The sequence below is a fragment of the Streptomyces sp. NPDC059895 genome, assembly GCF_042731035.1.
In the GTDB taxonomy this organism is placed as follows: domain Bacteria; phylum Actinomycetota; class Actinomycetes; order Streptomycetales; family Streptomycetaceae; genus Streptomyces.
Genome location: NZ_JBHWKO010000013.1, coordinates 84757 through 109401 on the forward strand (window position 1 = coordinate 84757; position 24645 = coordinate 109401).

The following is a 24645-nucleotide window of genomic DNA, read 5'->3' on the forward strand; positions in this document are numbered from 1 at the left end:
GACGACATGCCCGAGCAGCAGCCCCTCTCCACCGAGTCCACCGCCTTCCGCGCCGCCCTGGACGTGATCCGCGCGGTCGAGCCGCGGGTCGCCGACGCCATCGGCCAGGAGGTCGCCGACCAGCGCGAGATGCTCAAGCTGATCGCCTCCGAGAACTACGCCTCCCCGGCCACCCTGCTGGCGATGGGCAACTGGTTCAGCGACAAGTACGCCGAGGGCACCGTCGGCCGCCGCTTCTACGCCGGCTGCCGCAACGTCGACACCGTCGAGTCCCTCGCCGCCGAGCACGCCAAGGAGCTCTTCGGCGCCCGCCACGCCTACGTCCAGCCGCACTCCGGCATCGACGCCAACCTCGTCGCCTTCTGGGCCGTCCTCGCCCAGCGCGTGGAGGCCCCCGCCCTGGAGAAGGCCGGCGTCCGCCAGGTCAACGAGCTCTCCGAGGCCGACTGGGCCGAGCTGCGGCAGGCCTTCGGCAACCAGCGCATGCTCGGCATGTCCCTGGACGCCGGCGGCCACCTCACCCACGGGTTCCGCCCGAACATCTCCGGCAAGATGTTCGACCAGCGCTCCTACGGCACCGACCCGGCGACCGGCCTGATCGACTACGAGGCCCTGCGCGCGTCCGCCCGCGAGTTCAAGCCGCTGATCATCGTCGCCGGTTACTCCGCCTACCCCCGCCTGGTGAACTTCCGCGTCATGCGGGAGATCGCCGACGAGGTCGGCGCCACCCTCATGGTCGACATGGCCCACTTCGCGGGCCTGGTCGCGGGCAAGGTCCTCACCGGCGACTTCGACCCGGTCCCGCACGCCCAGATCGTGACGACCACCACCCACAAGTCGCTGCGCGGCCCGCGCGGCGGCATGGTCCTGTGCGACGACTCCCTCAAGGACCAGGTGGACCGCGGCTGCCCGATGGTCCTCGGCGGCCCGCTCCCGCACGTCATGGCCGCCAAGGCCGTCGCCCTGGCCGAGGCCCGCCGGCCCGCCTTCCAGGACTACGCCCAGCGCATCGTCGACAACTCCCGCGCCCTCGCGGAGGGCCTGACGCGCCGCGGCGCCACCCTGGTGACCGGCGGCACGGACAACCACCTCAACCTGATCGACGTCGCCACCTCCTACGGCCTCACCGGACGCCAGGCCGAGGCGGCGCTGCTGGACTCCGGCATCGTCACCAACCGCAACGCCATCCCCGCCGACCCCAACGGCGCCTGGTACACCTCCGGCATCCGCGTCGGCACCCCGGCGCTCACCACCCGTGGCCTGGGCACGGCGGAGATGGACGAGGTGGCGGGCCTGATCGACCGCGTCCTCACGACCACCGAGCCGGGCACCACCAAGTCGGGCGCCCCGAGCAAGGCCGCCCACGTCCTGGACGCGAAGGTGGCGGAGGAGATCTCCCAGCGGGCGACGGACCTGGTCGCGGGCTTCCCGCTGTACCCGGAGATCGACCTGGGCTGAAGCGCCCCGCAGGGGGCGCGGGGAACTGCGCGATCGGCTCACCGCGATCCGCGGTTCCCCCCGCACGGAAGCCCCCCGTCTCTCTGAGAGAATGGTGAGCATGGCGAATGACCGACCTCGTGTGCTCTCCGGAATCCAGCCCACCGCAGGCTCGTTCCACCTCGGCAACTACCTCGGCGCCGTCCGCCAGTGGGTGGCCCTCCAGGAGTCCCACGACGCCTTCTACATGGTCGTCGACCTGCACGCGATCACGGTCCCGCAGGATCCGAAGGAGCTCACGGCGAACACCCGGCTGGCCGCCGCGCAGCTCCTCGCGGCCGGCCTCGACCCGGAGCGCTGCACGCTCTTCGTCCAGAGCCACGTCCCCGAGCACGCGCAGCTCGCCTGGGTCATGAACTGCCTGACCGGCTTCGGCGAGGCGTCCCGCATGACCCAGTTCAAGGACAAGTCCGCCAAGCAGGGCGCCGACCGCGCGAGCGTCGGCCTGTTCACCTACCCGATCCTCCAGGTCGCGGACATCCTGCTCTACCAGGCGAACGAGGTCCCGGTCGGCGAGGACCAGCGCCAGCACATCGAGCTCACCCGCGACCTCGCCGAGCGCTTCAACGGCCGCTTCGGCGAGACCTTCACGATCCCGAAGCCGTACATCCTCAAGGAGACGGCGAAGATCTACGACCTCCAGGAGCCGTCGATCAAGATGAGCAAGTCGGCGTCCACGCCGAAGGGCCTCATCAACCTCCTCGACGAGCCGAAGGCCACCGCGAAGAAGGTCAAGAGCGCGGTCACCGACACCGACACGGTCGTCCGCTACGACACCGAGAACAAGCCGGGCGTGAGCAACCTGCTCACCATCTACTCCACGCTGACCGGCGCGAGCATCCCCGAGCTGGAGCAGCGGTACGAGGGCAAGCTCTACGGCGCGCTCAAGACGGACCTCGCCGAGGTCGTCGTCGACTTCGTGACCCCGTTCCGGGACCGCACCCAGCAGTACCTCGACGACCCCGAGACGCTGGACTCGATCCTGGCCAAAGGGGCCGAGAAGGCGCGCGCCGTGGCCGCGGAGACCCTCTCCCAGGTATACGAGCGGGTCGGCTTCCTGCCCGCCAAGCACTGAGGGCGCACCACCGCACACAGGGCGCGCCGGGCAGAGCGCTGCACATCACTTCCGCTGCGCCTGCCCACAGCACAGCCGTGGCCGTACAGTCGATAGCCGTGCGGCCGACCACGGCCCTCGACGACGGGCCATGAACCCGGCAGCACATCCGGCACGACGACAGGAGACGACGTGGGGACCGTAACGATCGGAGTGTCGATCTCGGTCCCGGAGCCCCACGGCCGCCTGCTCCAGGAGCGGCGCGCGGGCTTCGGCGACGCCGCGGCTCACGGCATCCCCACGCACGTCACGCTGCTGCCGCCGACGGAGGTCGAGGACACCGTGCTGCCGGCCGTGGAGGCGCACCTCACCTCCGTCGCCGGGGCGGGCCGGCCGTTCCCGATGCGCCTGTCCGGCACGGGCACCTTCCGGCCCCTGTCGCCGGTGGTGTACGTCCGGGTCGTCGAGGGCGCCGAGGCCTGCGCCTGGCTCCAGCAGCAGGTCCGGGACCCGGCGGGGCCCGTCGCCCGCGAGCTCCAGTTCCCCTACCACCCGCACGTCACCGTGGCGCACGGCATCGACGAGGCGGCGATGGACCGCGCGTTCGAGGAGCTCGCCGCCTACGAGGCCGAGTGGTCCTGCACCGGCTTCGCCCTGTACGAGCAGGGCGCCGACGGGGTGTGGCGCAAGCTGCGCGAGTACGCCTTCGGCGGGCCGGTGGTGCCCGCGCAGGCGGCCTGCACGGACCGCGACTCCCTGCCCGCCCGGTAACCCCGACAGGCCCTGACAGTCCCTGACAGGCCCTGACAGGGCCTGACAGGGCCTACAGGGGCAGCCGGCGGAACACCCCGCGCGGGACGTGCCGCAGCACCGACATCACCGCCCGGAGCACCCCCGGCACCCACACCGTCTCCGAGCGCCGCCGCAGCCCCAGCTCGACGGCCGTGGCGACCGCCTCGGGGGTGGTCGCCAGCGGGGTCTCGTCCAGCCCGGCGGTCATCCGGGAGCGGACGAACCCGGGGCGGACGACCATGACGTGGACGCCCGTGCCGTGCAGCGCGTCGCCGAGGCCCTGCGCGAAGGCGTCCAGGCCGGCCTTGCTGGAGCCGTAGATGAAGTTGGTGCGGCGGGCGCGTTCGCCGGCGACGGAGGAGAGCACGACCAGCGAGCCGTGGCCCTGGGCCTGGAGGGCGCGGGCGGCAACCAGGCAGGACGAGACGGCGCCCGTGTAGTTGGTCTGCGCGACGCGCGCGGCGGCCACCGGATCGCGCTCGTCGCGGGCCTGCTCGCCGAGGACGCCGAAGGCGAGCAGGACCATGTCGACGTCGCCCTCGGCGAAGACCTTGCCGAGCACGGCCTCGTGGGACTCGGGATCGAGCGCGTCGAAGGCGACGGTGCGCACCTCGGCGCAGAGGTCGCGCAGTTCGGCCGCCGACTGCTCCAGGGCGGTCGACGGGCGTCCGGCCAGCCAGACCGTGGTGGTGCGGCGGGCGATCAGGCGGCGCGCGGTGGCCATCGCGATCTCGGACGTGCCGCCGAGGACGAGGAGGGACTGGGGGAGGCCGAAGGCGTCCTTCACGACAGCTCCTGGGGATTCAGAGGGAGAGACGGCGGGCGAGGTCGGAGACGAACACCCCGCGCGGGTCCAGCTCCGCGCGCAGGGCGCGGAAGTCGCCCAGCCTCGGGTACATGGCGTCGAGCACGTCCGGCCGCAGCCGGGAGTCCTTGGCGAGGTAGACCCGTCCGCCGGCCGAGGCGACCTGCTCGTCCAACTGGTCGAGGAGGGCGGCGAGGCGGGGCAGCCCGGCCGGGACGTCCAGGGCGAGGGTCCAGCCGGGCCGGGGGAAGGAGAGCCAGCCGGGGTCGGCCTCGCCGAAGCGTTTGAGGACGGCCAGGAAGGACGGGCAGCCGCGGCGCGAGAGGCGGCGCACGATCTTGCGCACGGTGTCCTCCTCGCCGTGCCCGACGACGAACTGGTACTGCACGAAGCCGCCGCGGCCGTAGACGCGGTTCCAGTGGGGGACGCCGTCGAGGGGGTGGAAGAAGGCGGAGAGCCGCTGGAGTTCGCCGGTCCGCGCGCGGGGGGCCTTGCGGTACCAGAACTCGTTGAACAGTCCCACGGTGCGGCGGGTGAGCAGCCCCTCCGGCAGCCCCTCCGGGACGAATGCGGGGGCGGGCGGGAACCGGGAGGGGCGGAAGGAGAGCGGGGCCCGGCGGGCGCGGGCGGGCAGTGCGGAGAGGGGGGCGTGGTCGCCGCGGGTCAGGACGGCGCGTCCGGTGGCCGCTCCGCGCGCGAGGAGGTCGATCCAGGCGACCGAGTAGCGGTAGCCGTGGTCGGTGGCCGTCAGCCGGGCCATCAGGTCGTCGAGGTCGCTCGCCCGCTCGGTGTCGACGCTCATGAACGTCGTCTCGACCGGCTGGAGGCGGATGGTGGCCGTGAGGACGACCCCGGTCAGGCCCATGCCGCCGGCGGTCGCGTCGAACAGGGGCGTGCCGTGGGCGACCGTGCGGACCGAGCCGTCGGCGGTGAGCAGCTCCAGAGACAGGACGTGGCGGCAGAAGGAGCCGGACACGTGGTGGTTCTTGCCGTGGATGTCGGCGCCGATCGCGCCGCCCACGGTCACGTAGCGGGTGCCGGGGGTCACCGGCACGAACCAGCCGAGCGGCAGCAGCACCTCCATGAGGCGGTGCAGGGAGACGCCCGCGTCGCACCGGACGGTCCCGCCGGCGACGTCGACGGCGTGGATCCGGTCCAGGCCCGTCATGTCGAGCACGGCCCCGCCCGCGTTCTGCGCCGCGTCCCCGTACGCCCGCCCCAGGCCCCGGGCGATGCCGCCGCGCGCCCCGCAGTCCCGGACGGCGGCCACGGCCTCCTCGTACGTCCGGGGGCGGACCAGACGGGCGGCGGTGGGGGCGGTGCGGCCCCATCCCGTGACGGGGACGGTCCGGGAAGGGGCGTCGGAAACGGTCTCGACAGGCATGTCGGCGACCGTATCGCCCCTTTGAGAGCAGTCAGTTATGAAACATTCGCTCCCTCCCCAAAATGGGTGATTAATGGTATGTCGCCCAATATTGCCGGAGTTCCGGCGGGGTCGGCATGAACAGTGAGTCCCCATGGACCACCACACGGATGACATCCCGGAGGACTTCGACCACCGCATCCTCGCGGCGCTCCGCGCGCGTGGTGCGGATCCGCGCGTGGCGGGGGCCGCGCGCGCCCTGTCCTGGGCGGGCGAGCACGGCGCCCTGTGGCTCGCGGGGGGACTGGTGGGCGCCGCCGTGGACGGCTCCCGGCGCGGCGCCTGGCTGCGCGCCACCGCCCTCACCGCGGGCGCGCACCTCGCCAGTACGGTCGTGAAGCGGATCGTCCGCCGTCCGCGTCCGGCGCATGTCGAGCCCCTGGTGCGCACCGCCGGCCGGCACTCCTTCCCCAGCTCGCACGCCACCTCGGCGGCGGCCGCCGCCGTCGCGTACGGCGCGCTCGGCGCGTACGCCGTCGCTCCGCTCGCCGCCGCGGTGTGCCTGTCCCGCCTGGTCGTCGGCGTCCACTACCCCTCCGACGTGGCGGCGGGCGCGGCCCTCGGGGCCCTCGCGGCGCGCGCGGGAGCCCGCTGGATGCACGCGGGCGCACACGGTGTGCGAGGAGGCGGGGCATGACAGAGGCCGCGCCCTTCACCAAGACCCCCCTCGCCGACTCCTCCCTCGCCAAGACCCCCCTCGCCGACCCCTCCCTCGCCGACACCCCCCTCACCGACCCCTGTCCCGCCGGCACTCCCTTCCCCGCCCGCACCCCCTTCCCCGCCCGCGCCGGCTCCCTCCTCTCCGGCCTCCTGCGCACCGCCCGCCCCAAGCAGTGGGTCAAGAACACCCTCGTCGTGGCCGCCCCCGCGGCCGCCGGCCGGCTCTTCTCCTGGCCCGCCCTCACCGAACTGGCCCTCGTCTTCGCCCTGTTCACCGCCTGCGCCGCCGCCGTCTACCTGATCAACGACGCCCGGGACGCCGACGCCGACCGCGCCCACCCCGTCAAACGGCACCGCCCGGTCGCCGCGGGCCAGGTACCGGTGCCCCTCGCCCACGCCGTGGGAGGCGCCCTCGCGGTCCTCGCGCCGGCCACCGCGGCCTGGCTGGCCTCGCCCCCGGTCGCGGCCCTCCTGGCGGCGTACCTCGCCATGCAACTGGCGTACTGCGTCAGCCTCAAGCACGTCCTGGTCGTCGACCTCGTCGTCGTCACGACCGGCTTCCTGATGCGGGCCATGGTCGGCGGGCTCGCGCTCGGCATCCCGCTCTCGCGCTGGTTCCTGATCACCACCGGGTTCGGGGCGCTGTTCATGGTGTCGGCCAAGCGCTACTCCGAGGCCGTGCAGATGGCCGGGAAGGAGGGCGCCACGCGCGCGCTGCTCACCGAGTACACCACCGGCTACCTGCGCTTCGTCTGGCAACTGGCCGCCGGGGTCGCCGTCCTCGGCTACTGCCTGTGGGCCCTGGAGGAGGGCGGCGTCCCGCACACGGGCGTGCTGCCCTGGCGCCAGCTGTCGGTGGTCGCCTTCATCCTCGCCGTCCTGCGCTACGCCGTCTTCGCCGACCGCGGCACCGCCGGCGAACCCGAGGAGGTCGTCCTCGGCGACCGCGCCCTCACCCTGATCGGAGCGGCCTGGGCCGCCATGTACGGGCTGGCGGTGGCCAATTGGTGAACACGGTACCGCGACGCGGCGAGCTGCTCGGCTTCGCCGCCGTCGGCCTCCTCGCCTACGCCGCCGACCTCGCCCTCTTCACCCACCTGCGCGGCCCGGCCGGCCTCGACCCGCTCACCGCCAAGGCCCTCTCCTTCCTGGCCGGCTGCACGGTCGCCTACGCGGGCAACGCCCTCGGCCCGTACCGGCACGCGCGCGTGACGGGCCCGCGCCCCTACGCCGTGTTCCTCGCGGTGAACCTCGCCGGCGCCCTCGTCCAGCTCCTCTGCCTCGCCGTCAGCCACTATGGTCTCGGCCTCACCTCGCGCCGCGCGGACACCGTCTCCGGGGCCGGCGTCGGCATGGCGCTGGCGACCGTCCTGCGGTTCTGGGGTACACGGACATGGGTGTTCGGCGCGGGCCGGAGCACGGGGCGGAACTGACGAGGGCGGGGTCGGATCATGGACTGGCTGAAAAGGCTCCCCGGGATCGGGCCGCTCGTCACCCGCCTGACGGCCACGCACGCGTGGCGGTCGTTCGAGCGGCTGGACCGCGTGAAGTGGACGCGGCTGGCCGCGGCGATGACGTTCACCAGTTTCATCGCGCTCTTCCCGCTGCTGACCGTGGCCGCCGCGATCGCCGCCGCCGCGTTCGGCCGCGACCAGCAGCACACCCTGGAGGACCGGCTCGCCGAGCAGGTGCCCGGCATCTCCGACCAGCTCGACATCGACGCCCTGGTGCAGAACGCCGGCACCGTCGGCCTGATCGCCGGCGCCGCCCTGCTGTTCACCGGCGTCGGCTGGGCGGGCGCGACGCGCGAGTGCCTGCGCGCGGTGTGGGAGCTGCCCGACGACGAGGACAACCCGGTCCTGCGCAAGGCCAAGGACCTCGGCGTCCTGATCGGACTCGGCGGCGCCGTCCTCGTCACCCTCGCCACCTCCACCGTCGCCTCCGCGATGGTCGGCTGGATCACCCGGCAGCTCGGCATCGACGAGGGCGGCTGGGGCGGGGTGCTGCTGCGGGCCGCCGCCTTCGCCGTCGCCGTCCTCGCCGACTTCCTGCTGCTCCTCTACGTCCTGACCCTGCTGCCCGGCGTCGAGCCCCGGCGGCGCCGCCTGGTGGTGGCGGCGCTGACCGGCGCGGTCGGCTTCGAACTGCTGAAACTGCTGCTCAGCGGTTACCTCCAGGGCGTCGCCGCGAAGAGCATGTACGGAGCGTTCGGGGTGCCCATCGCCCTGCTGCTGTGGATCAACTTCACCGCGAAGCTGGTCCTGTTCTGCGCCGCCTGGACGGCGACGGGCAGCGCGGCGGAGACGCGGGACACCGGCGTCAGCGGCGACGGCGCACCAGATCCGGCAGCGGCCAGCGGCGGTTGACCAGGAACGCGGCGCCCGCCAGCAGCACCAGCAGACCGCCGGTGACGGCCAGCGCGACGCCCATGCCGCCGGAGCCGCCCGCGGGCACCGCGCTCGCCACGGGCTTGCCCGACACGTTCCCGGTGCCGCCGGACGCGCCGCCCGCCGTGCCCGAGGCGCTCGCGCCGGGCTCCGCGCCGGCCTGGGCGGTGCCCTTCGGCGCCACCAGCTCGCCCACCGGCTCCACCTTGCCGGCGGCCTGGAAGCCCCAGTCGAACAGGGCGGCCGTCTCCTTGTAGACCTCGTTGTGGTCCGTCTTCTCCGGGTTCATCACCGTGACCAGCAGCACCCGGCCGTCGCGCTCGGCGACGCCGGTGAAGGTGGCGCCCGCGTTGGTGGTGTTGCCGTTCTTCACACCGGCGATGCCCTCGTACTGGCTTATGTCGTAGTCGCCGCTCAGGAGCCGGTTGGTGTTCTGGATCTCGAAGGTCTCGCGGACCGTCTTGCCCTTCTTGTTCTTCGTCGTCGCACCCGGGAACTTCGCCGTCACCGTCGAGCAGTACTCCCGGAAGTCCTTCTTCTGGAGCCCGGAGCGGGCGATCAGCGTCAGGTCGTACGCCGAGGAGACCTGGCCGGAGGCGTCGTAGCCGTCGGGGGAGACCGCGTGGGTGTCGAGGGCCTGGAGCTCCTCGGCGTGCGCGTTCATCTCCGCGACCGTCTTGTCGACGCCGCCGTTCATCGACGACAGCACGTGCACGGCGTCGTTGCCGGAGCGCAGGAAGACCCCGAGCCACAGGTCGCGCACGGTGTACGTCTCGTTCTCCTTTATGCCGACCAGGCTGGAGCCGGAGCCGATGCCCTCCAGGTCCTTCGCCTGCACCTTGTACTGCGTGGTGCTCGGGAAGTTCGGCAGCACGGTGTCGGCGAAGAGCATCTTCAGGGTGCTCGCCGGGGGCAGCCGCCAGTGCGCGTTGTGGGCGGCGAGCACCTCGCCGGACTCGGCGTCCGCGACGATCCACGACCGGGCCGTCAGGTCCTTGGGCAGCACCGGAGCGCCGCCCGCGAGGTCCACCTGCGTCCCGGCCCGCCCGAGGCGTTCACCGCCGACGGTGGACATGTCCGCCGGGGGAGTGGCCGACGCCGAGGCGGACGCCGACGGTGAGGGGCTCGGGGCCGCCAGGGACACGGGCGCGGTCAGCGCGAGGGACGCGAGGGTCGCGGAGGTGACCAGCAGGGCACGCCTGACGGTCTGCTTCAAAGGAGCGGGCACGACGGAGAACGTACCTGGCGGGCGCCGGGAAGTCCCATCCCCCTCCCCACCCCCGGCGCGGAACCGGACACCGGGCGGCGATACTGGACGCATGAAGCTCAGCCGCCCGGTGTCCTGGTTCCTGCTCGCCTTCGGGGTGTGGAGCTGGGTCATCTGGGTCACTTTCGTCAAAAACCTGATCAAGGACAGCAGCGGGCTCGCCTTCGACGACGGCGACCCCACGGCGTACTTCTGGGTCCACCTGACACTCGCCGTCGTCTCCTTCGTACTGGGGACGGTCATCGGGGTCATCGGGTTGCGCGGACTGCGCGCCCTGCGCCGAACGCGATAACCGACCGTCCCGGCGCTCCGGCGCCCGGCGCACCGGCCCGACCGCCGGACGCCGTTCGCGGACGCCCGAGCCGACAGCGGGGATTACGACACCGTGGCCATCCTTTTCGTGCTGCTCGCCCTGGCCGTCCTGGTGACGGCCAACTGGTACCTGTGGCGCCGCCTGTTCCGCGACACCACCCGCGCTCCCGGGTGGGTGCGGCGCGGCGGCGCGGTGCTGATCGCGGGCGGGTGGGCGCTGGCCGTCGGCGCCCTGGTCGCCGAGCGCACCGGCGCCCCCTTCTGGCTCCAGCGCGTCCTGGCCTGGCCCGGCTTCCTGTGGCTGGCGCTGTCGATCTACCTGCTGCTGGCGGTGGTCGTGGGAGAGGCCGTCCGCCCGCTGCTGCGGCGGTACCTGGAGCGGCGCGGGCCCGCCGCGGCGGCCGTGTCCCACCCGAGGCCGGTCCCGGGGGGCGGCGCGCCGAGCGAGAAGCGGCCCGCGCCGGCGCGGGCCGGCCGCTCCGCCGACGCCCCGGCCGAGTCCTCCGCCGGCACCCCTGACGGTTCCCCCGCCACCCCTGACGGTTCCCCCGCCACCCCGTCCCCCCTGCTCGTCTCCGCGCCCTCCCGCCGTCTGTTCGTCTCGCGCGTGCTCGGCGGCGCCGCGGCCGCGGCCGCCGTCGGGACGGTCGGGTACGGCACGTACGGCGTCCTCGACGGGCCGACGGTGAAGCGGGTCACGGTCCCGCTGGCCAAGCTGCCGCGCGCGGCGCACGGCTACCGGATCGCCGTCGTCAGCGACATCCACCTGGGCCCGGTCCTCGGCCGGGGCTTCGCCCAGCGGGTCGTCGACACGATCAACGGCACCCAGCCCGACCTGATCGCCGTCGTGGGCGACCTGGTCGACGGCAGCGTGAAGGACCTGGGCCCGGCGGCGGCCCCGCTCGCGGGGCTGAAGGCGCGCCACGGCAGCTTCTTCGTCACCGGGAACCAACCTAAGACATACCTTATGGGGGTTCCTGGATCATGGCGCTCATGGACAAGCCGGAGACCACTGACTATGACGGGTGCGGCAAGTGCCTTGTAGCTGTACGGCGGTTGTCGCGTAAGTCCGAGTCGACCAACAGCCCGGAGAAGCAACTAGACCTGATCCTTAAGGCCACCGTAGACGTGGGCGGCCACATCATCGGTTGGGCCGATGACTGGGAAGTCTCGGGCGCCACAGACCCTCGCACGAGGCCCGAGTTCGGCCCGTGGCTTCAAGGCGAGCGAGGGCCGTACGACGGCATCGTGGGTTCCGCAGTCGACCGGATCGGCCGCAACGCGCGGGACGTCCTGAACACCGCCTACACGATCCACGAGGCCGGACAGCTCTTGGTGACGGCCGACCATCCGGGTGTCTGGGACCTCGAAGACCCGAACCAGGAGTCAGAGCTACTCGTCAAGGCACTTGGCGCCCAGCTCGAACACCGCGCCATCAAGACGCGCATTCAGGACGAGCACGTACGCGCACGAAAGGCCGGACAGCCGAAGAAGAAGCCTTCATATGGCTACATGTACGTTCGCCGGGTCCCAACGGGAAAGGTCGATGAAGTCGTCCTTCACCCGAAAGCGTCGAAGGAAATTCGCAATGTAGCCCAACGGATACTGGCTGACACGACCGGGAAAATCACGATCTCAACCGAGTGTGCAAGGCTCACGCGTGAAGGAGTCCCAAGCCCTCACGACCACTTGGCCGTGATGTACGGGCGTAAGCCCGAGGGGAAGGCGTGGACTTATCAAAGTCTTCGGGGGATTCTGTGGAATGAGGCATCCCTGGGATATCTCATGCACAAAGGGCGTCCCGTTCTTGGGGAGGACGGGCGCCCCAAGAAGATTGCCCCTGCACTCTGGGACCGAGCTACGCGAGACGCACTGATCGAGAAGACCAAGCCGAGGCAGAAGAAAAAGGAAGGATCGCCGTACGGGCGAGCGGCGCAGGGAACGAAGCTCCTTGCAGATATAGCGTTCTGCGGTTCCTGCGGGGAACGCCTTATCGTGAACGGCCAAAAGGGGTACGGGTGTACGGCGCGAGTGCGGGGAATCGTGACCTCCAAGCACTGCAAGCCCGCGCCGACCATGAAAATCCAGCGCCTTGACGCAGAAGTGGAGAAGTGGTTTCTGGCGGAGTACGGAAGTGGGCAGGTGATGAAGAAGGATTTCGACCCGGGCACGAGCTACGCCGCCCAAATCGCCGACCTTGAGGCAGACCGCAAGAGGCTCCGAGAAGACCGCCGAGCAGGCTTGTACGACGCCGAGGACGATGCCGAGTGGTTCCGCACCGAGTACGCACGCATGGGAAAGGAGATCGAGGAGCTCAAGAAGCTTCCCGAACGCCCCGCCGGCATGAAGATGATCCCTACGGGTCGGAGCGTGGCGGACGAATGGCGGGACGCATTCGATGACGCAGTACGGCGCGAGTTGCTGAATGAGTTCGGCGTGCGCGTCGAACTATTCTCGTTGCAGGCCGGCGAGCGAGTGAAGATCACTGGAACCAACGTCTATGAGCAGTGCGGCGGTAGAGCTAGGCCAAGCAAGCGCCCCGATGGTGAATGATTTCCATCGGGGCGCTTGCTCATGCTAGGAGAGTGCCAGAAATGTTGGCCGCAAATAGCGAATGGATGCCCCGTTTCTGGTTCTGAAATCGATTGGTGTTATCGCCAGCTCGCAGAGGTGATTGGTGGAGATGGTTCCGAATTCTCTTATCAGAGTGTCTGTGAGGATCTTTGATTTGGAAGAGAACTCGAAGAGCCCGAGTTCTCTGTCACTCGCCAAGCGGAAGACAATGTCTGAATGGCCTGTCCTCTCGGTGATGATGGTGAAGTTAGGTGAACGCGCTCCTACGGTCCACTTGTCGCCGTCGGGGGACTCCTCTAGGAGTGCAGTTCCGCCAAGCAGCGTTGAAATTCTCCTTGCCGTAAGCCAGTCATTAGAAGTGACGTGCCAGCTTGGGGAATCAGCGGAAGGGGTGTCGCATTCAAAGCCAGGAGAGAAGCGGCCGACTATGTCAATAATATTCCTCACTCCCTTCCGCTCTTATCTCCTTCCTTATCTCCCGAAGGAACGCGAGGTCTTCGGCGATGCCCGCTGCAATATCGGATTCCGCCAGTGAGTGGCCGGAGCCGACATAGCGCCACGCCGATTCCGTAACTGCCGCACCGTCATGGCTTATTGGTTCGATTTCTCCCTGATGTTCTGCCCGCACTGCTCGCAAGGCGCCGTAAGTGGTCGAGTAGTTGCGGGATTTGGTGAGCACGTGCCCGCGAAATCCCAAGGTGTGGACCCAAGCTCGGAGGTTTAGCCCTTCCAGTTCGGCCAGGCCGCCCAGGCGCCAGCACACGGCCATGAGCGCGCGTATGTGGGCATTCACCGGAGCAAGCCGGATGCCGTCAAAGTCAGTAATCCGGTAGTCGACGCCGCCGGAGTCTCCGACGCTCTTGGACACGTACTTAGCGACATAGGCCGCAACGGCACTGTCAGTGACCGCCGCTGAGCTGGTGAAGGCATCCGATCGGATCGCGTGAACGTCAAGCTGGGCGCCCCAGCGAATCACCCGCTCACCCGTAGCCAGCGAGTATGGCGCGTGAACCTCGACAACGTCAGCAGCCGAGCGGATCGCTTCCGCCAGCAGGTCAGAAGTGGCCCACACAGGCGGAGGAGAAGAAGGCCCGTCCGGTCCGTCGAGGCGCACGACCGCATGAAAGTGAACAGCGCCGCGCCGTTGGTATTCAGCGACCTTCGCGAAGGACACCGTGAGGTGTTCGCCGAGGCGGGTTTGCGCGATCCCAGCCGCTGTGGCCAGGTGCCGTCTCAGGGTGTGGCAATACCGGTTCCAGAGTGAGCCGGCCAACGCGTGCCAGAGGGCGTGGCCTGCATAGTCGTAGCAGTCTCGGCACAGTGGTTGGCCGACCGTTAAGTCCGTCTCAGCGTGCCTCTGGCCGCAGCCCAGGGGCCGCCCATGCTCGCAGGCCCCGCCATCCCGACGAGGACGGCATACGGACCTCTCAGGACTGCTCACGCGATGGACAGCGCCGAACGAGGGGGCCGTCAGCGTGACGAACAGCCGGGGGTGGAGCTGCACGCGGTCTGTGACGCCCTTGCCGCCGAGGAGGCCGGAGCGGACGAGGTGGAAGGTGTCGCCAGCGTGGAGGCGGGAGCATGGCGCGCAGCGGGTTTCCCGGCGGTTGCGGCAGCGCACCGGCATACGGCCGCCAGGTTCCGCGGACGTGTCGTAATGCCGCAGCACCTCACCCGTGACCACGTCACGAGTGGTGGTGTGCCCGGCAAGGTAGATCGGGTGCGCGCAGCCGCCGATGGATTTGATCTGATCGAGCCAGCGCGGGAATTCCGGCTCATTGGCCAGCCGGATCATGTCCCGTTCCGTGGGAGAAAGGAGGCGCAGACGCTCAGCCTCATCGAGCACTGAGCGCCGCGCCTTTTCGGTGGTCGGAAACATGGGAGGCCCCCTTTCGCGAGGAACGAGTACGGAGTTCATGACGTCAGCTCCTGATGACTTTTAAACCAGCTTGAGATAGGCGTAGCTCACCCATCCCCACTTCCCCTTGTTCGGGCCGCTGGTGACCTTGCCGTAGCTCCACTTGAAGTTTTTGTTGCAGTACTCCGTGAAGTCGTTCCCTTTGTAGAGAATCCCCAGAACCGTGTACGTCGTTCCCGGACCGGTGCGCAGTCTCGCGGCCGTGGACGCCTCTGTTGTCTGTGGCCAGGACCAGGTCCAGGTGCAGGATTTGGGCAGGGTGGCCGCGTGCGCGTCGGGGGCCTTGATGGTGGCACCGGCCGCCACGGTGAGACCCAGGGCAACGGCCGCAGCGGAGCGCGTGAGGAACAGGGCCTTCATTTCGAATTCTCCTTCTGTGTGTTTCTTGCATGGCCGGCGAGCAGATTCCGCCGGATGTTTCGACTATCCGACCGTGCCGCCAGTGATGACCATGAAAAGTGCCCACAGCGGATCAGCGAGCGGGGTCATGGCCAACAGGAATCCCGCCAGGCATATGAGGATCACCTGATGAATGGCGACCTCACGGGAACGGGCAAGCATGAAGGCGTAGAGGAACAGAACTCCGTCGATCACATACAGCGCGTTACTCAATGTGCCGCACCTCCCTTCGTGAACTCGACGGGATCCGGCTGAATCAGGAATGGATCAGTCGGAGGATTGATGCTGGCGATTTCGCCGGCCTCCACCGCTGTGACGAGACGGGACCGGGCACGAGCCCATTGGCCGTTCATGGCGACCACGGCCACGCCCTGTTCGTCTTCCGTGATCGTCTGGGCCGTGACCACCGCGTCGGCGTTGATGTCGCCCAGCGTCATTTCGGCTGATGCTTCGTCATGCGCGCGATGCGAGATACGCCCGCCGAGCTGCGCCCGCAGTGCGGTCACGCGGGGGCCGATGTCGGAGCCGACCCGCTGTCCGGCTACGACCAGGTGGACGCCGAGTGCCGCGCCGAGCTGAGCCGCTCGCAGCAGCAGGGTTCCGCAGAGGTCTGCCTCATCTCTCGACTCCCGCGAACCGTCCGTCAAGTACAGCTCTGCTATTTCGTCGACGATCACGACGACGGGAACGGGCCGCGCGTCCTCGGGCAGGTCCCAGATGGACCGCATACCCGCCGCACGGCACACGCCCATGCGGTGCTGGATTTCGTCGACCACGCCGGACAACAGCCCGACCGCCTGTCTGCGGTCGGTGGCCAGGGCCGTAAGGCGCCCGCCGAACAGGCCGAGTTCCATGCCGCCCTTGCAGTCGACACCGACCAGGGCGACAGGCTGACGGGACAGTTCCTTGACGAGCGCAGCCAGGAGCGACGACTTGCCGGACTGTGTGGCCCCCGTGATCAGCCAGTGCGGAACCTTCCGCAGGTTGATCAGCCAGGGTTGACCTTCCTCGGTCCGGCCGACGTCAGCTGTCAGCAGCTCCCAGTGGCGGGACACCCGGAAGGGCGCATCACCAGAGAGAGGGTCGGTCGCCATGACCGTGATGAGGACCTCTCCCCGACGAGTCGACTGCACCCGCACGCCATGCACGCGCCAGGCGTGTTCCATGGCCGGAGCCGCCGAGAAGAAGGGAACCGGGGTCTGGCCCGGGTGCAGGATCACCCGCATCCGAAGACCCGTGAGGGTCGGCACAGGCACGGTCAGCCGGGGCGGCTTGGGCTTGAGCGCCGTCCCCTGCACCACGAAGTTCCGGCCCATCACCCGTCGGTCAGGAGCCAGGCTCACCGACAACCCGTTCAGGTAGGCGAGACGCCTCCAGGTCCACCAGATGCGCGCCGATGTCTGCGGGTAACCGGCCAGCCACCAGCGCCAGGGCCGAGCTTGATACCGAGTGCCACGAGCGGCCAAGCGCGGTTCCCACCAGCTCTGAGTCAGCACCGCCACGATGATCAACGCCGTGAGGATCCAGACGACGAGGGGCGCGGACACTACTCGTCACCGTCCCGAGTGCGCTCCAGGATGAGCTTCGCGTGAGTGCGGGCCGCCTCAGCATGATGGGCCGCCAGACCCAGGAGGAAGCGAATCGTCGGCAAGTCGTCCGAGACCGCCAACAGGGCTTCCGTGCCGACGAGCGCCCTCAAGTCCCTCAGCAGGGAACCGAAATGGCCGTCGCTGCCAAGGTGGTCGTCATCGTCGGACGACGCACCAGCCTCCCAGCGTGCGCCGACTTCCGCGGCAGCCTCCCGCATCTCCCGAGCCATCGCTTCGGCCGCCTCAGCGATGCGTTCCGCGCACGGATCGGCGCACGCGTACACGGGCGCTTCCGTCTCGGGAACCTTGCCGATCTCGACAGACGGAATCCGCATCTTCAGGTAGTCGGCGCTGCAAAGGACGCACGCCAAGCCGTCCGCCTGCGGTCCGTTCAGGTGCCAGAAATAGCGCTCCATCAGGCGTCACCACCCGACTTGCCCCGTGGGCCGGCGGTCGAGCCGCCAGCGGTCGAAGCGGCGGAGGAAGCCGAGGCCACAGGCGTAATGCCGTCTGCGCGGTACGACGTGCCCGCGCGTCCCTCCACCGACCAGTCATTAGCCCACAGGTTCCTGACCGCGACTTCCGCGCCCTCCGTGATGCCCTGCGGCTGACCAGAGGTCACCACCTCGATCACGTCGGCCCGGCGCCCCTCCGCCTGCCGCACAGACAGACCCGTGACCCACTGAGGGTTGCCATCACGGTCCCGGCGCACCTCACCGTCAGGAGTCGTACGGGGCTCAGGCGCCACCACACAGCGGATGGCACCCAGCCGCGCCACATCTACCGGCTTGTTCTGCACAGGACTTCACCTCATTTCCCAATCGCAACTCAACCACTCATTCGAATGAGTTGGCTCATCCTGTCCGGCTATGCGCGGGCCGGTCAACCACTTATTCTCTTGAGTGACTGAGCCGCGCCTACCACGGACCACTGACAGCAGCCGTCGCCGCCTACGAGAAGGACACCTAGCCATGGCAGCCCGAGAACACATCCAGCGCCGCCCAACCATGTCCATGCAGCTAGCGGAAAAGGTGGCCGGCGACATCAAGGCAGGCCGGTACAAGACCGGTGAGACCCTGCCGTCCGAAGTCCAGATGGAGCGCATGTACGGTGTGGGCAAGGCCACTGTCCGCTCAGCCATGGCGGAGCTGAAGCGCATGGGGCTGATCGAGACCCGCCAGGGCAAGGGGTCCATTGTGATCAGCGCAGGAGGCGTCGTTCCGCCCGTCGCCGTCCCACGCACCATCCAACAGAGCGCCAGGGGGAGTTGGGCGCTTCCCGAGATGAGCGAGGCCGAAGCACCGGCCATCAGCCGTACGAGTCTCGACGGACCGCCCGCCGTCCACCTTGGCCAGCAGGACCAGGACGCTTTCAGCGTCGACCGCATGGTGTACGACCCGAGCACCGGAACCCGCATGGCACACCGGACTCTCATCCCACTTGCCACCGCCGCCGAGGCGCCCGCACTGGCCGAGACCCCCGACATGCCGCCGAACGAGGTCTACAACCAGCTCAGCCAAGCCGGGTTCTCCCTGGTGTTCACCGAACACGTCACCGCCCGCGCCCCGTTCCCCGACGAACGCGCCTCACTCGGTCTCGACGACGCCGCGCCGCTCCTGATCACCTACCGCATCACGTCCGACGCCGACCAGGGCCGCCCCCTGCTGTGCGAGGAGCTGAAGGCGCCCGCCGCTACGTGTCAGCTCACGTTCTCACTCGCGCCGACCAAGGCCCCCGCCAAGCGCACCCCGCGCCGACGATCCGGATCGGCGTAACTTCTCTTTACTTGCTCAAGGGCGCGCCTCCGGCGCGCCGGGCGGCTTATGCCGCCCCGGCCGGGCATGCGGCCTACGGCCGGTCCCGTCCGGTCGGCGACCGCCCGACACCCAGGAGCCGACCCCCGAGCAGCAGAGAAGCCCCCGCAGATTTCATCGAGGGGGATCTGTCATTGCAGTCCGACACCGAGAGTGCAGCCGCCGTTGCAGGCCGCCCGCCGTCCCGTACCCGAGGCCCATGTCGGGGTCGAGGGGAGCGGGTTGCTCCAGCCGCCAGCGTTCAGCGCCGAGGAGCGCCAGGCCGTGACGGTTGAAGCCGAGGCCGGTGGTACCAGGGGCGCTATAGCGCGCCCCTGGACCCCGCCCAGGCGTGACAACCTCACGCGCGAATGCGGGTCTCGCCGTGGCTAAGATCCGTGCGCGCGTGAGGTCATCACGCACGCGACCAGCAACTTTCCCGCCGTAGGGGTTCCGGGTTCCCACAAGCCCGAGCAGCGGTCGGCCGGCATCTGCCCGAGCCTGCCCTGACCCGCCTACTTACGGCAGGAGTTTGCGTGCCGACGAGCCGCAGCAGCAGAGGACCCGACGCCAGTGATCCTGATCGGCCGAGGGCAGCCATCACAGTGGATGAACTCACCGTCATGCTGACGCACGATCCACACTTTCGAACCGGACCGGGTCTGCAATCCCTTACCCGCCAAGGTTCTTCCTCCTGTCTCCGTGTTCTGCGCTCCAGCGTGGCCCCAGTGCACCGACCGCATAAAGGCCGCGATCAGCCGAACCCCCTCAGGGCTGAACCACACCACGGGCGCCCCGTTCGCACCCGCATGCGGCACCGCCCGCACAACCCGAACGTCAAGGCCCACAGCCTCAACCGCGATCAGCAGCTCTTGAACCGCAACGTTCGCTTCCCGCCAGGCTGACACATAGTCAACTCCCCGAGTGAACACGGCTTCGTCGGCACTGCCGTCACCCCCGACACCCGAGGACGTACCCTCCGTCATCGCACATTCACCCTCGCACTCGTTTGGTTGGCGCGACCGGCTCCCCCGCCCAGTTCGAACGCATGTTGCAATACATGTAACAGACCACGCAGTTTACTTGTGCCCCCTGTGTTTACAAGGTGCTACAGAGTGTGCATGTGAACGCGTCACAGGCATGTGACAAAAGAAGCGGAAGGGTGACCTCCCTCGCTGGGAGCGAAGAAGGTCACCCAAGTCAGCTACTGAACATCAAGTCAGTAGAGGTACATCTCCGTAACCCAGCCGACGTAACCCGCCGGCAGGCCCCCCGCCGAGCGCCGCGTGAGCTTCACGTGATCCCACCGCTGCCCCTTGCCGTCGCGCGCGGTGCCGATGACCTTGACGCGGTCACCCTTGTAAATCAGGCCCAGAATGGTCCTGTTGGCGCCGGGACCCTTACGGACCCGGAGGCCGTTCACGGTCGGCACCTTCGTCGTCGTCGTGGACACGTACGTACGGACCAGGGGTGACGAACCACCGGGGTCCGGCGGGATCACCGCCGAGGCCGCCGACGAGCCCACCAGGCCGAAGCCCACCGCCAGAACGCCCACCATGGCCAGCGATCGCAGGGCCTTACCCTTCATGATCAACTCCACTTTTGCTATACCGCACAGTTGGTTGGTTTCACTCAGACGCTCATCCGAATGAGTGGCCAGGATCGAGCTTCGCTGCGGTTAGTTCAACTACTTATCCGAATGAGCTTGATGCGTGCAGGTCACGGGGCTTGCTGTCGGCGGTCGTCGCTCAAACAAAATCGCTCGGCCGGGAAGTCCCAGCCGAGCGCACGAGTGGTGAAGAGTTGCCTCTGGTTCAGACGACGCCGAGGCCGCCGGCCTTGACGCACGCTGTGAACGCCGAGAAGGCCCCAGCAGGGAACTCAAGCACCGGGCTAGCAGGGTTCTTGGAATCACGGACAGGAACCACGCCACGCGAGGCGACGAGGTTTGCAGCGACCTCTACGCACTGGCCGCCGTTGCTGCTGTACGAGGACGTGAACCAACGCGGGTGTTCGGTCGTCACGGGGTGCCCTTTCGAAGCTCGCTGATCATGGCCACTGACGCCGCCTGTGACAACGCTTCGGCCTGTAGTTGATGGTAGGCCGTCAACATAGGCTGAACGAACCTCGTTTCGCGCTCCAAGCGCCCTTGCAGGGCCGACTCTGCGTATGCGACACAGGATCGATCGGTCAGGGTCAAGAGCGTTGCGGGCAGATCGAACGCCCGCCGTTCGCCAAGATCGTACGGAGCCACCTGGAGAACGGTCGAGGGAAGTTCGGCGAACGCAGTCAGCCGATCCAACTGTGCCGCCATGACCTCCGTCCCCCCGACCGCTCGCAGAAGGCAGCTCTCATCTACAACCACGTAGACCATGGGTGCGGGGGTGCGCTCCAAGGATGCTTGCCGCCGAGCGAGTAGAGACAGCCGCTCCTCTGCCTGGTACTCCGTGATTGCCCCGCGCCGCACGGCCCCCCATGTGATCGCCGCGGCGTACTCCGGGGTTTGGAGCAGCCCCGGAATGATTCCCAGCTCAAAGAGTCGGATCTCTGTCGCGTGTTCCTCCTGAGCGACATAGTCCGGAAACCCTTCCAGCAGCGCTGTGTGCCGTACGGCTCGCCCTTGTCGCTCGAACAGGTCTCCCGTGCCGAACGCCCTGTCAACGCTGTGCGAAAAGCGAGGAGTTGGGGACCGACGACCAGTTTCTACGGCTGAGATGTGCGTCCCGGAGTACCCGATGCGCTCCGCCAAGTCGTCTTGAGTCCAACCGCGCTCGTCCCGTAACCCGCGTAAACGCTGCCCGTATGCCGCACCTGGGGATGTTTCTGGGTCTAGCTCTTTTCGGTTCAACGGTCACCGTCCAACTCTCCGTGCAAACGCTGCAAGTTGAAGACTCTCCGAGTCTAGGGGACGCTGAATCGCCCTGGTAGTGGAAGCACTACGGAGAGGAGCGGCCCTTGTCTGGGGAGAACGGAACTTCGCAGCAGCAGGAGCCCCCACGCCTCCCGGCTATCGGCACGCTCTTGGTTGATGCTCAAGGTCGGGTCGGCGAGTTTCGCGGTGTGGTGGGTGCACGTTGGGCCCTGCGCCCCGAGGGTGGCGGAGTCGAGTGGGAAGTGGACCCCGAAGACGTGCAGCCGGCCAGCCCTGAACAACGCTTGAGGTACGCGACAGAACGGGCGAACGCCCGAAGCCGGGGTGAGCGGCTGTGACTGCTGCCGGTCGTGTCTTACGGCTTGTTGACTTCACGCTACGCCCCGACCGAGACGAGGATGCCCCGCCGATCACGTACGGTCTCCGCTGTCTCACCCTCAAAGACGACGACACCGAGTGCGGCGCAACGTCGGAGACGACCACCGACCCGGCCCAGCCGCAGAAGTGGGCATTCGATCACCTGCGCCAGCACCCGGGGCACATGAGTTTCGCCGAGGTGATCGAGCGTCCGTGGGTGATGTGGCAGAGGGGCCCGGCATGATGGACCGCGCGACACCTGATGGCTACTGGTGCGAGGCACGCGCCGCTGGACTTGTGTACGGCTGGGGAACCGAGTCGACCTTCGTCTTGGGCACTCACGAAACGATCTCTCCGGTGCTCGCCCTGAGATGGATCACCGGCAATGCCCGACACATCGCCGATCGGCTCGACCCCGACCCGCAGCGCTCACGATGGGTGCAGCCGTTCATGGAGCAGCCGAACGTGTCCTCCCCGGACGGACCCACGCAACTTCGCCTCTGGTGCATGGACCGGTGGGAGCAACAGGCCGCCCGCAAGCGCATCAAGGGCGGAGACCCGCTGTTCCTCGTAGTCGACGACGCGGATTGCCGCTACACGCTGTCTGTGTGGCCCATCCAGGTCCCAGTTCCGGGCCACGTCTACCAAGCCTTTACGCCCACCTCACCAGCGGTCACGGTGAGCATCCCATCAGCGAGGGTGGTTCCCCGCTGAAGCCCGCTCCGCCCCAGTCCCCCTTTCGCTGGGGCGGAGCGGGCACTACTCCCGGTCGGCTGCTCTGATGACGGCGGGCAGCCGGCCGGGTCGCACCACGCCATGACAGCAAGCCGAGGAAGGAAGGAACTGGCCATGACTGCACTCGTCGAGCCGCCCGTATCTGTCGCCCGGATCCGGTCCCTTGAGTTGGAGATCACCGGAAAGTGCCAACTGACGTGCACGCACTGTCTGTCGGAGTCCAGCCCGCAGGCCACGAACGGCAGGATGACGCCTGAGGACTGGTGCGCGGTCATCACGGACGCCGCCGCACTCAACATCCGGACGATTCAGCTCATTGGCGGAGAGCCGACCGTCCATCCCCACTGGCAGAAGTTCACGGAACTGGGGCTCTCGCTGGGGCTGCACGTGGAGGTCTACTCCAACCTGTTTCATGTGCGTGATGAGTGGTGGGGGGTGTTCTCCCGCGACGGAGTGACGCTGGGAACGAGCTACTACAGCGACGACCCCGAGGAACACGACAAGATCACCGGCCGTGCGGGAAGCTACGCCCGCACCCGATCGAACATCCGCAAGGCCGTGACGCGCGGAATCCCGATCCGCGCCGGAATCGTGCAGGTCCATCCGCAACAGCGCATCGCCGAAGCCCGCGCCGAGTTGGAAGCGATGGGAGTGACCAACATCAACACAGACCGCGTGCGGGCAGTGGGGCGTGCCATGCTCCCCGGCACGAAACCGGCCCTGAGCGAGATGTGCGGTAGGTGCACGCGAGGCCGTGCCGCCGTCCTCCCCAACGGAGACTTGGCCGGCTGCGTGCTCTCGCGTGACTTCCCGGCGGGGAACGTACGGACCACCCCGCTCGCCGAGTTGCTCGGGGGAGAGGCATGGACGGAGTTGGCAGCGCGCATCCCCGCACCGCGCGCCGCCTGCACCCCGGACGACTCGTCGGACTGTGACCCGGCGGGTACCGAAGCGTGCGATCCCGCGTACTGACCTGGAAGAGTCGCCGATATGGATTGGGAGAGCAAGGCAACAGCTCTCGCGAACCGGGTCACTGACCCCGACTCGCGTTGGCTTGCCCCAGTGGCACGCGTGCCCCGTCACGAACTGGTGCCGTACTGGTGGGACCTGAATGAGGTCGGCCAGTGGATTCGCCGCAACGGGCCGAGTGATCCAGAAGCGTGGGCAGAGGCCGCGTACGCAGACCGATCACTGATCACCAGAGTCGGCACGCTCCACGCCGACCAGGCCGACCCCGGAGATCAACCCGATGGGCGGCCCACGTCGTCGGCGACACTGCCGAGTCTGATCGTGCGCATGCTGCGACACGGCCGCCTAGCGCCCGGCCTGCCCTTTCTGGACCTGGGCACGGGTGCCGGCGGACTCACCGCGTACGCCTGTCACGGACTCGGCAACGAGCACGTGACGAGCCTGGATGTTGACCCGTATCTCGTGAGCGTGGCAGGGGAGCGGCTCGCATCCCTGGGCTATCACCCGAAGATGATGGCCGCGGACGCGACCGAGCACGTACCGGGCACCTACGAACGCATCGTGTCCACCGTCGCACTCGCCCCCGGACCAGGACTCCGCCCGGTGGTCGACGCCCTTGCCCCCGGCGGACGGATCGCAACAACGCTCGCCCGCACATCCCTGATCGTCACCGGCTGGAAGCACACCAGCGGGAACGTCGTGGGTGTGGTCGAACGGGACATGGCAGGTTTCATGCTCACCCGCTCCGGCGACGACTACCCGCCCCCTCTTGCCGAGTTGTTCGCTCTCGCCAGCGAGGAGGAGGGAGCGCTGAAGAGCATTGGACGCTACCCCGTAGTGGACGTGGCCAACGCGTGGGAACTCCGTTCCATGCTGGAGGTGACAGCACCAGGGGTAGAAGTCGGCTACACGACCAGCGGACGCACGCGAACGGCGATCCTGGTTCACCCGGATGGTTCGTGGGCACGGGCGACGGCCGAGTGGATCAACCCGCCTGAAGTCCATCAGAGTGGCCCACAAAAGCTCTGGGAAGTGCTGGAACGCATCCGCAACCGACTCAATGCGGAAGGAGCGTTGCCGTTGCTCGGCGCCCGCGTGCGGATCACGCCCGACGGAGTGTGCCACCTGTCACGGGGTCAGTGGCGCGCGTCCATGGGCGAGCAGTAGACCCAGTGTGCTGAGCGGCCCCTCCCCGTCCGTCCGCTCGGCGCGCCTACCGGCGATGCTGTGAAAGCGTCGCCA

General features: G+C 68.6%; 24 protein-coding genes and 2 pseudogenes. 14 read left to right on the forward strand and 12 right to left on the reverse strand.

What is annotated here, in order from left to right:
- The first annotated feature begins 6 nt into the window (after positions 1–6).
- The 3 genes from ACFV9M_RS17710 (at position 7) to ACFV9M_RS17720 (ending at position 3322) form a co-directional block, all read left to right on the forward strand.
- The gene (locus ACFV9M_RS17710) at positions 7–1458 is read left to right on the forward strand and encodes a glycine hydroxymethyltransferase (RefSeq protein WP_385064166.1); all 1452 of its coding nucleotides are present in this window, start codon (positions 7–9) and stop codon (positions 1456–1458) included.
- 100 nt (positions 1459–1558) lie between these two features.
- Positions 1559–2572: a tryptophan--tRNA ligase gene (gene trpS / locus ACFV9M_RS17715; protein ID WP_385063960.1), complete on the forward strand. Its 1014-nt coding sequence runs from the start codon at positions 1559–1561 to the stop codon at positions 2570–2572.
- 171 nt (positions 2573–2743) lie between these two features.
- Complete coding sequence (locus ACFV9M_RS17720) at positions 2744–3322, forward strand: 2'-5' RNA ligase family protein (protein WP_385063962.1); 579 nt, start codon at positions 2744–2746, stop codon at positions 3320–3322.
- A 52-nt stretch (positions 3323–3374) separates the two neighbouring features.
- Here ACFV9M_RS17720 and ACFV9M_RS17725 read toward each other — a convergent pair whose 3' ends face one another.
- Together ACFV9M_RS17725 and ACFV9M_RS17730 are read right to left on the reverse strand one after the other, a co-directional pair.
- A complete protein-coding gene (locus ACFV9M_RS17725; RefSeq protein ID WP_385063964.1) occupies positions 3375–4130 on the reverse strand; it encodes a decaprenylphospho-beta-D-erythro-pentofuranosid-2-ulose 2-reductase in 756 nt (251 codons plus the stop codon).
- Between the two features lie 16 nt (positions 4131–4146).
- The gene (locus tag ACFV9M_RS17730; RefSeq protein WP_385063966.1) at positions 4147–5532 is read right to left on the reverse strand and encodes an FAD-binding protein; all 1386 of its coding nucleotides are present in this window, start codon (positions 5530–5532) and stop codon (positions 4147–4149) included.
- A 133-nt stretch (positions 5533–5665) separates the two neighbouring features.
- Here ACFV9M_RS17730 and ACFV9M_RS17735 point away from each other — a divergent pair, with 133 nt between their 5' ends.
- From ACFV9M_RS17735 to ACFV9M_RS17750, 4 genes and pseudogenes are all read left to right on the forward strand, one after another.
- Positions 5666–6208 carry a phosphatase PAP2 family protein gene (locus ACFV9M_RS17735; RefSeq protein WP_385063968.1) on the forward strand — a complete coding sequence of 181 codons (543 nt, stop codon included), beginning with the start codon at positions 5666–5668 and terminating at the stop codon, positions 6206–6208.
- Positions 6205–7242: a decaprenyl-phosphate phosphoribosyltransferase gene (locus ACFV9M_RS17740; protein ID WP_385063970.1), complete on the forward strand. Its 1038-nt coding sequence runs from the start codon at positions 6205–6207 to the stop codon at positions 7240–7242. Before ACFV9M_RS17735 ends, ACFV9M_RS17740 begins: the two co-directional genes overlap by 4 nt.
- Positions 7203–7695, forward strand: a pseudogene (locus tag ACFV9M_RS17745) (GtrA family protein). The gene ACFV9M_RS17740 and the pseudogene ACFV9M_RS17745 overlap by 40 nt, the downstream one beginning before the upstream one ends.
- Positions 7683–8597: a YihY/virulence factor BrkB family protein gene (locus ACFV9M_RS17750; RefSeq protein WP_385063971.1), complete on the forward strand. Its 915-nt coding sequence runs from the start codon at positions 7683–7685 to the stop codon at positions 8595–8597. The pseudogene ACFV9M_RS17745 and the gene ACFV9M_RS17750 overlap by 13 nt, the downstream one beginning before the upstream one ends.
- Here the strand turns inward: ACFV9M_RS17750 and ACFV9M_RS17755 are convergent.
- Positions 8551–9846, reverse strand: coding sequence for a D-alanyl-D-alanine carboxypeptidase family protein (locus ACFV9M_RS17755; RefSeq protein WP_385063973.1), 1296 nt, complete (start codon positions 9844–9846; stop codon positions 8551–8553). The genes ACFV9M_RS17750 and ACFV9M_RS17755 overlap by 47 nt on opposite strands.
- 91 nt (positions 9847–9937) lie before the next feature.
- Between ACFV9M_RS17755 and ACFV9M_RS17760 the strand changes: the two genes are divergently transcribed.
- From ACFV9M_RS17760 to ACFV9M_RS17770, 3 genes and pseudogenes are all read left to right on the forward strand, one after another.
- Positions 9938–10177, forward strand: coding sequence for an SCO4848 family membrane protein (locus tag ACFV9M_RS17760; RefSeq protein ID WP_385063974.1), 240 nt, complete (start codon positions 9938–9940; stop codon positions 10175–10177).
- Between the two features lie 93 nt (positions 10178–10270).
- Positions 10271–11146 (forward strand): annotated as a pseudogene (locus ACFV9M_RS17765) (metallophosphoesterase); the annotation flags it as partial.
- Positions 11147–11190: 44 nt separating this feature from the next.
- Positions 11191–12750 (forward strand): recombinase family protein, encoded by a 1560-nt coding sequence (locus ACFV9M_RS17770; RefSeq protein WP_385063976.1) that lies wholly within the window; start codon positions 11191–11193, stop codon positions 12748–12750.
- Positions 12751–13201: 451 nt separating this feature from the next.
- Here the strand turns inward: ACFV9M_RS17770 and ACFV9M_RS17775 are convergent, their stop codons facing one another.
- The 6 genes from ACFV9M_RS17775 to ACFV9M_RS17800 all read right to left on the reverse strand — a co-directional run bounded on the left by ACFV9M_RS17775 (position 13202) and on the right by ACFV9M_RS17800 (position 17476).
- Entirely contained in the window at positions 13202–14650 is a 1449-nt protein-coding gene (locus ACFV9M_RS17775; RefSeq protein ID WP_385063978.1) for a replication initiator, read from the reverse strand.
- A gap of 60 nt (positions 14651–14710) precedes the next feature.
- Positions 14711–15049, reverse strand: coding sequence for an SH3 domain-containing protein (locus tag ACFV9M_RS17780; protein ID WP_385063980.1), 339 nt, complete (start codon positions 15047–15049; stop codon positions 14711–14713).
- Positions 15050–15112: 63 nt separating this feature from the next.
- Positions 15113–15301: a hypothetical protein gene (locus ACFV9M_RS17785; RefSeq protein WP_385063981.1), complete on the reverse strand. Its 189-nt coding sequence runs from the start codon at positions 15299–15301 to the stop codon at positions 15113–15115.
- Complete coding sequence (locus ACFV9M_RS17790) at positions 15298–16635, reverse strand: FtsK/SpoIIIE domain-containing protein (RefSeq protein WP_385063982.1); 1338 nt, start codon at positions 16633–16635, stop codon at positions 15298–15300. Before ACFV9M_RS17790 ends, ACFV9M_RS17785 begins: the two co-directional genes overlap by 4 nt.
- On the reverse strand, positions 16635–17093 hold the full coding sequence (locus tag ACFV9M_RS17795; RefSeq protein ID WP_385063984.1) for a hypothetical protein: 459 nt from the start codon (positions 17091–17093) through the stop codon (positions 16635–16637). The genes ACFV9M_RS17790 and ACFV9M_RS17795 overlap by 1 nt, the downstream gene beginning before the upstream one ends.
- Positions 17093–17476 carry a hypothetical protein gene (locus ACFV9M_RS17800; RefSeq protein ID WP_385063986.1) on the reverse strand — a complete coding sequence of 128 codons (384 nt, stop codon included), beginning with the start codon at positions 17474–17476 and terminating at the stop codon, positions 17093–17095. The genes ACFV9M_RS17795 and ACFV9M_RS17800 overlap by 1 nt, the downstream gene beginning before the upstream one ends.
- A gap of 172 nt (positions 17477–17648) precedes the next feature.
- On the opposite strand from ACFV9M_RS17800, the gene ACFV9M_RS17805 reads away from it, so the two are divergent.
- On the forward strand, positions 17649–18452 hold the full coding sequence (locus ACFV9M_RS17805; RefSeq protein ID WP_385063988.1) for a GntR family transcriptional regulator: 804 nt from the start codon (positions 17649–17651) through the stop codon (positions 18450–18452).
- Between the two features lie 1237 nt (positions 18453–19689).
- On the opposite strand, the gene ACFV9M_RS17810 is transcribed toward ACFV9M_RS17805, so the two are convergent.
- The 3 genes from ACFV9M_RS17810 to ACFV9M_RS17820 form a co-directional block, all read right to left on the reverse strand.
- On the reverse strand, positions 19690–20070 hold the full coding sequence (locus ACFV9M_RS17810; protein WP_385102490.1) for an SH3 domain-containing protein: 381 nt from the start codon (positions 20068–20070) through the stop codon (positions 19690–19692).
- Positions 20071–20284: 214 nt separating this feature from the next.
- Complete coding sequence (locus tag ACFV9M_RS17815; RefSeq protein WP_385063992.1) at positions 20285–20494, reverse strand: DUF397 domain-containing protein; 210 nt, start codon at positions 20492–20494, stop codon at positions 20285–20287.
- Positions 20491–21318: a helix-turn-helix domain-containing protein gene (locus ACFV9M_RS17820; protein ID WP_385063993.1), complete on the reverse strand. Its 828-nt coding sequence runs from the start codon at positions 21316–21318 to the stop codon at positions 20491–20493. The genes ACFV9M_RS17815 and ACFV9M_RS17820 overlap by 4 nt, the downstream gene beginning before the upstream one ends.
- Positions 21319–21912: 594 nt before the next feature.
- Here ACFV9M_RS17820 and ACFV9M_RS17825 point away from each other — a divergent pair.
- From ACFV9M_RS17825 to ACFV9M_RS17835, 3 genes are all read left to right on the forward strand, one after another.
- Positions 21913–22413, forward strand: a complete 501-nt coding sequence (locus tag ACFV9M_RS17825; protein WP_385063995.1) for a hypothetical protein — start codon at positions 21913–21915, stop codon at positions 22411–22413.
- Positions 22414–22548: 135 nt separating this feature from the next.
- On the forward strand, positions 22549–23406 hold the full coding sequence (locus ACFV9M_RS17830; RefSeq protein ID WP_385063996.1) for a radical SAM protein: 858 nt from the start codon (positions 22549–22551) through the stop codon (positions 23404–23406).
- A gap of 18 nt (positions 23407–23424) precedes the next feature.
- Positions 23425–24570, forward strand: coding sequence for a methyltransferase domain-containing protein (locus ACFV9M_RS17835; RefSeq protein WP_385063998.1), 1146 nt, complete (start codon positions 23425–23427; stop codon positions 24568–24570).
- The last annotated feature ends 75 nt before the right edge of the window (positions 24571–24645 follow it).

What these genes read in the sequence shown, in the direction of transcription:
- ACFV9M_RS17760 (WP_385063974.1), top strand. Translation starts at nt 9,938, where the DNA reads ATGAAGCTCAGCCGCCCGGTGTCCTGGTTCCTGCTCGCCTTCGGGGTG.
- ACFV9M_RS17735 (WP_385063968.1), top strand. Translation starts at nt 5,666, where the DNA reads ATGGACCACCACACGGATGACATCCCGGAGGACTTCGACCACCGCATC.
- ACFV9M_RS17780 (WP_385063980.1), bottom strand. Translation starts at nt 15,049, where the DNA reads ATGAAGGCCCTGTTCCTCACGCGCTCCGCTGCGGCCGTTGCCCTGGGT.
- ACFV9M_RS17740 (WP_385063970.1), top strand. Translation starts at nt 6,205, where the DNA reads ATGACAGAGGCCGCGCCCTTCACCAAGACCCCCCTCGCCGACTCCTCC.
- ACFV9M_RS17795 (WP_385063984.1), bottom strand. Translation starts at nt 17,093, where the DNA reads ATGGAGCGCTATTTCTGGCACCTGAACGGACCGCAGGCGGACGGCTTG.
- ACFV9M_RS17770 (WP_385063976.1), top strand. Translation starts at nt 11,191, where the DNA reads ATGGACAAGCCGGAGACCACTGACTATGACGGGTGCGGCAAGTGCCTT.
- ACFV9M_RS17835 (WP_385063998.1), top strand. Translation starts at nt 23,425, where the DNA reads ATGGATTGGGAGAGCAAGGCAACAGCTCTCGCGAACCGGGTCACTGAC.
- ACFV9M_RS17730 (WP_385063966.1), bottom strand. Translation starts at nt 5,532, where the DNA reads ATGCCTGTCGAGACCGTTTCCGACGCCCCTTCCCGGACCGTCCCCGTC.
- ACFV9M_RS17750 (WP_385063971.1), top strand. Translation starts at nt 7,683, where the DNA reads ATGGACTGGCTGAAAAGGCTCCCCGGGATCGGGCCGCTCGTCACCCGC.
- ACFV9M_RS17710 (WP_385064166.1), top strand. Translation starts at nt 7, where the DNA reads ATGCCCGAGCAGCAGCCCCTCTCCACCGAGTCCACCGCCTTCCGCGCC.
- ACFV9M_RS17775 (WP_385063978.1), bottom strand. Translation starts at nt 14,650, where the DNA reads ATGTTTCCGACCACCGAAAAGGCGCGGCGCTCAGTGCTCGATGAGGCT.
- ACFV9M_RS17830 (WP_385063996.1), top strand. Translation starts at nt 22,549, where the DNA reads ATGACTGCACTCGTCGAGCCGCCCGTATCTGTCGCCCGGATCCGGTCC.
- ACFV9M_RS17805 (WP_385063988.1), top strand. Translation starts at nt 17,649, where the DNA reads ATGGCAGCCCGAGAACACATCCAGCGCCGCCCAACCATGTCCATGCAG.
- trpS (WP_385063960.1), top strand. Translation starts at nt 1,559, where the DNA reads ATGGCGAATGACCGACCTCGTGTGCTCTCCGGAATCCAGCCCACCGCA.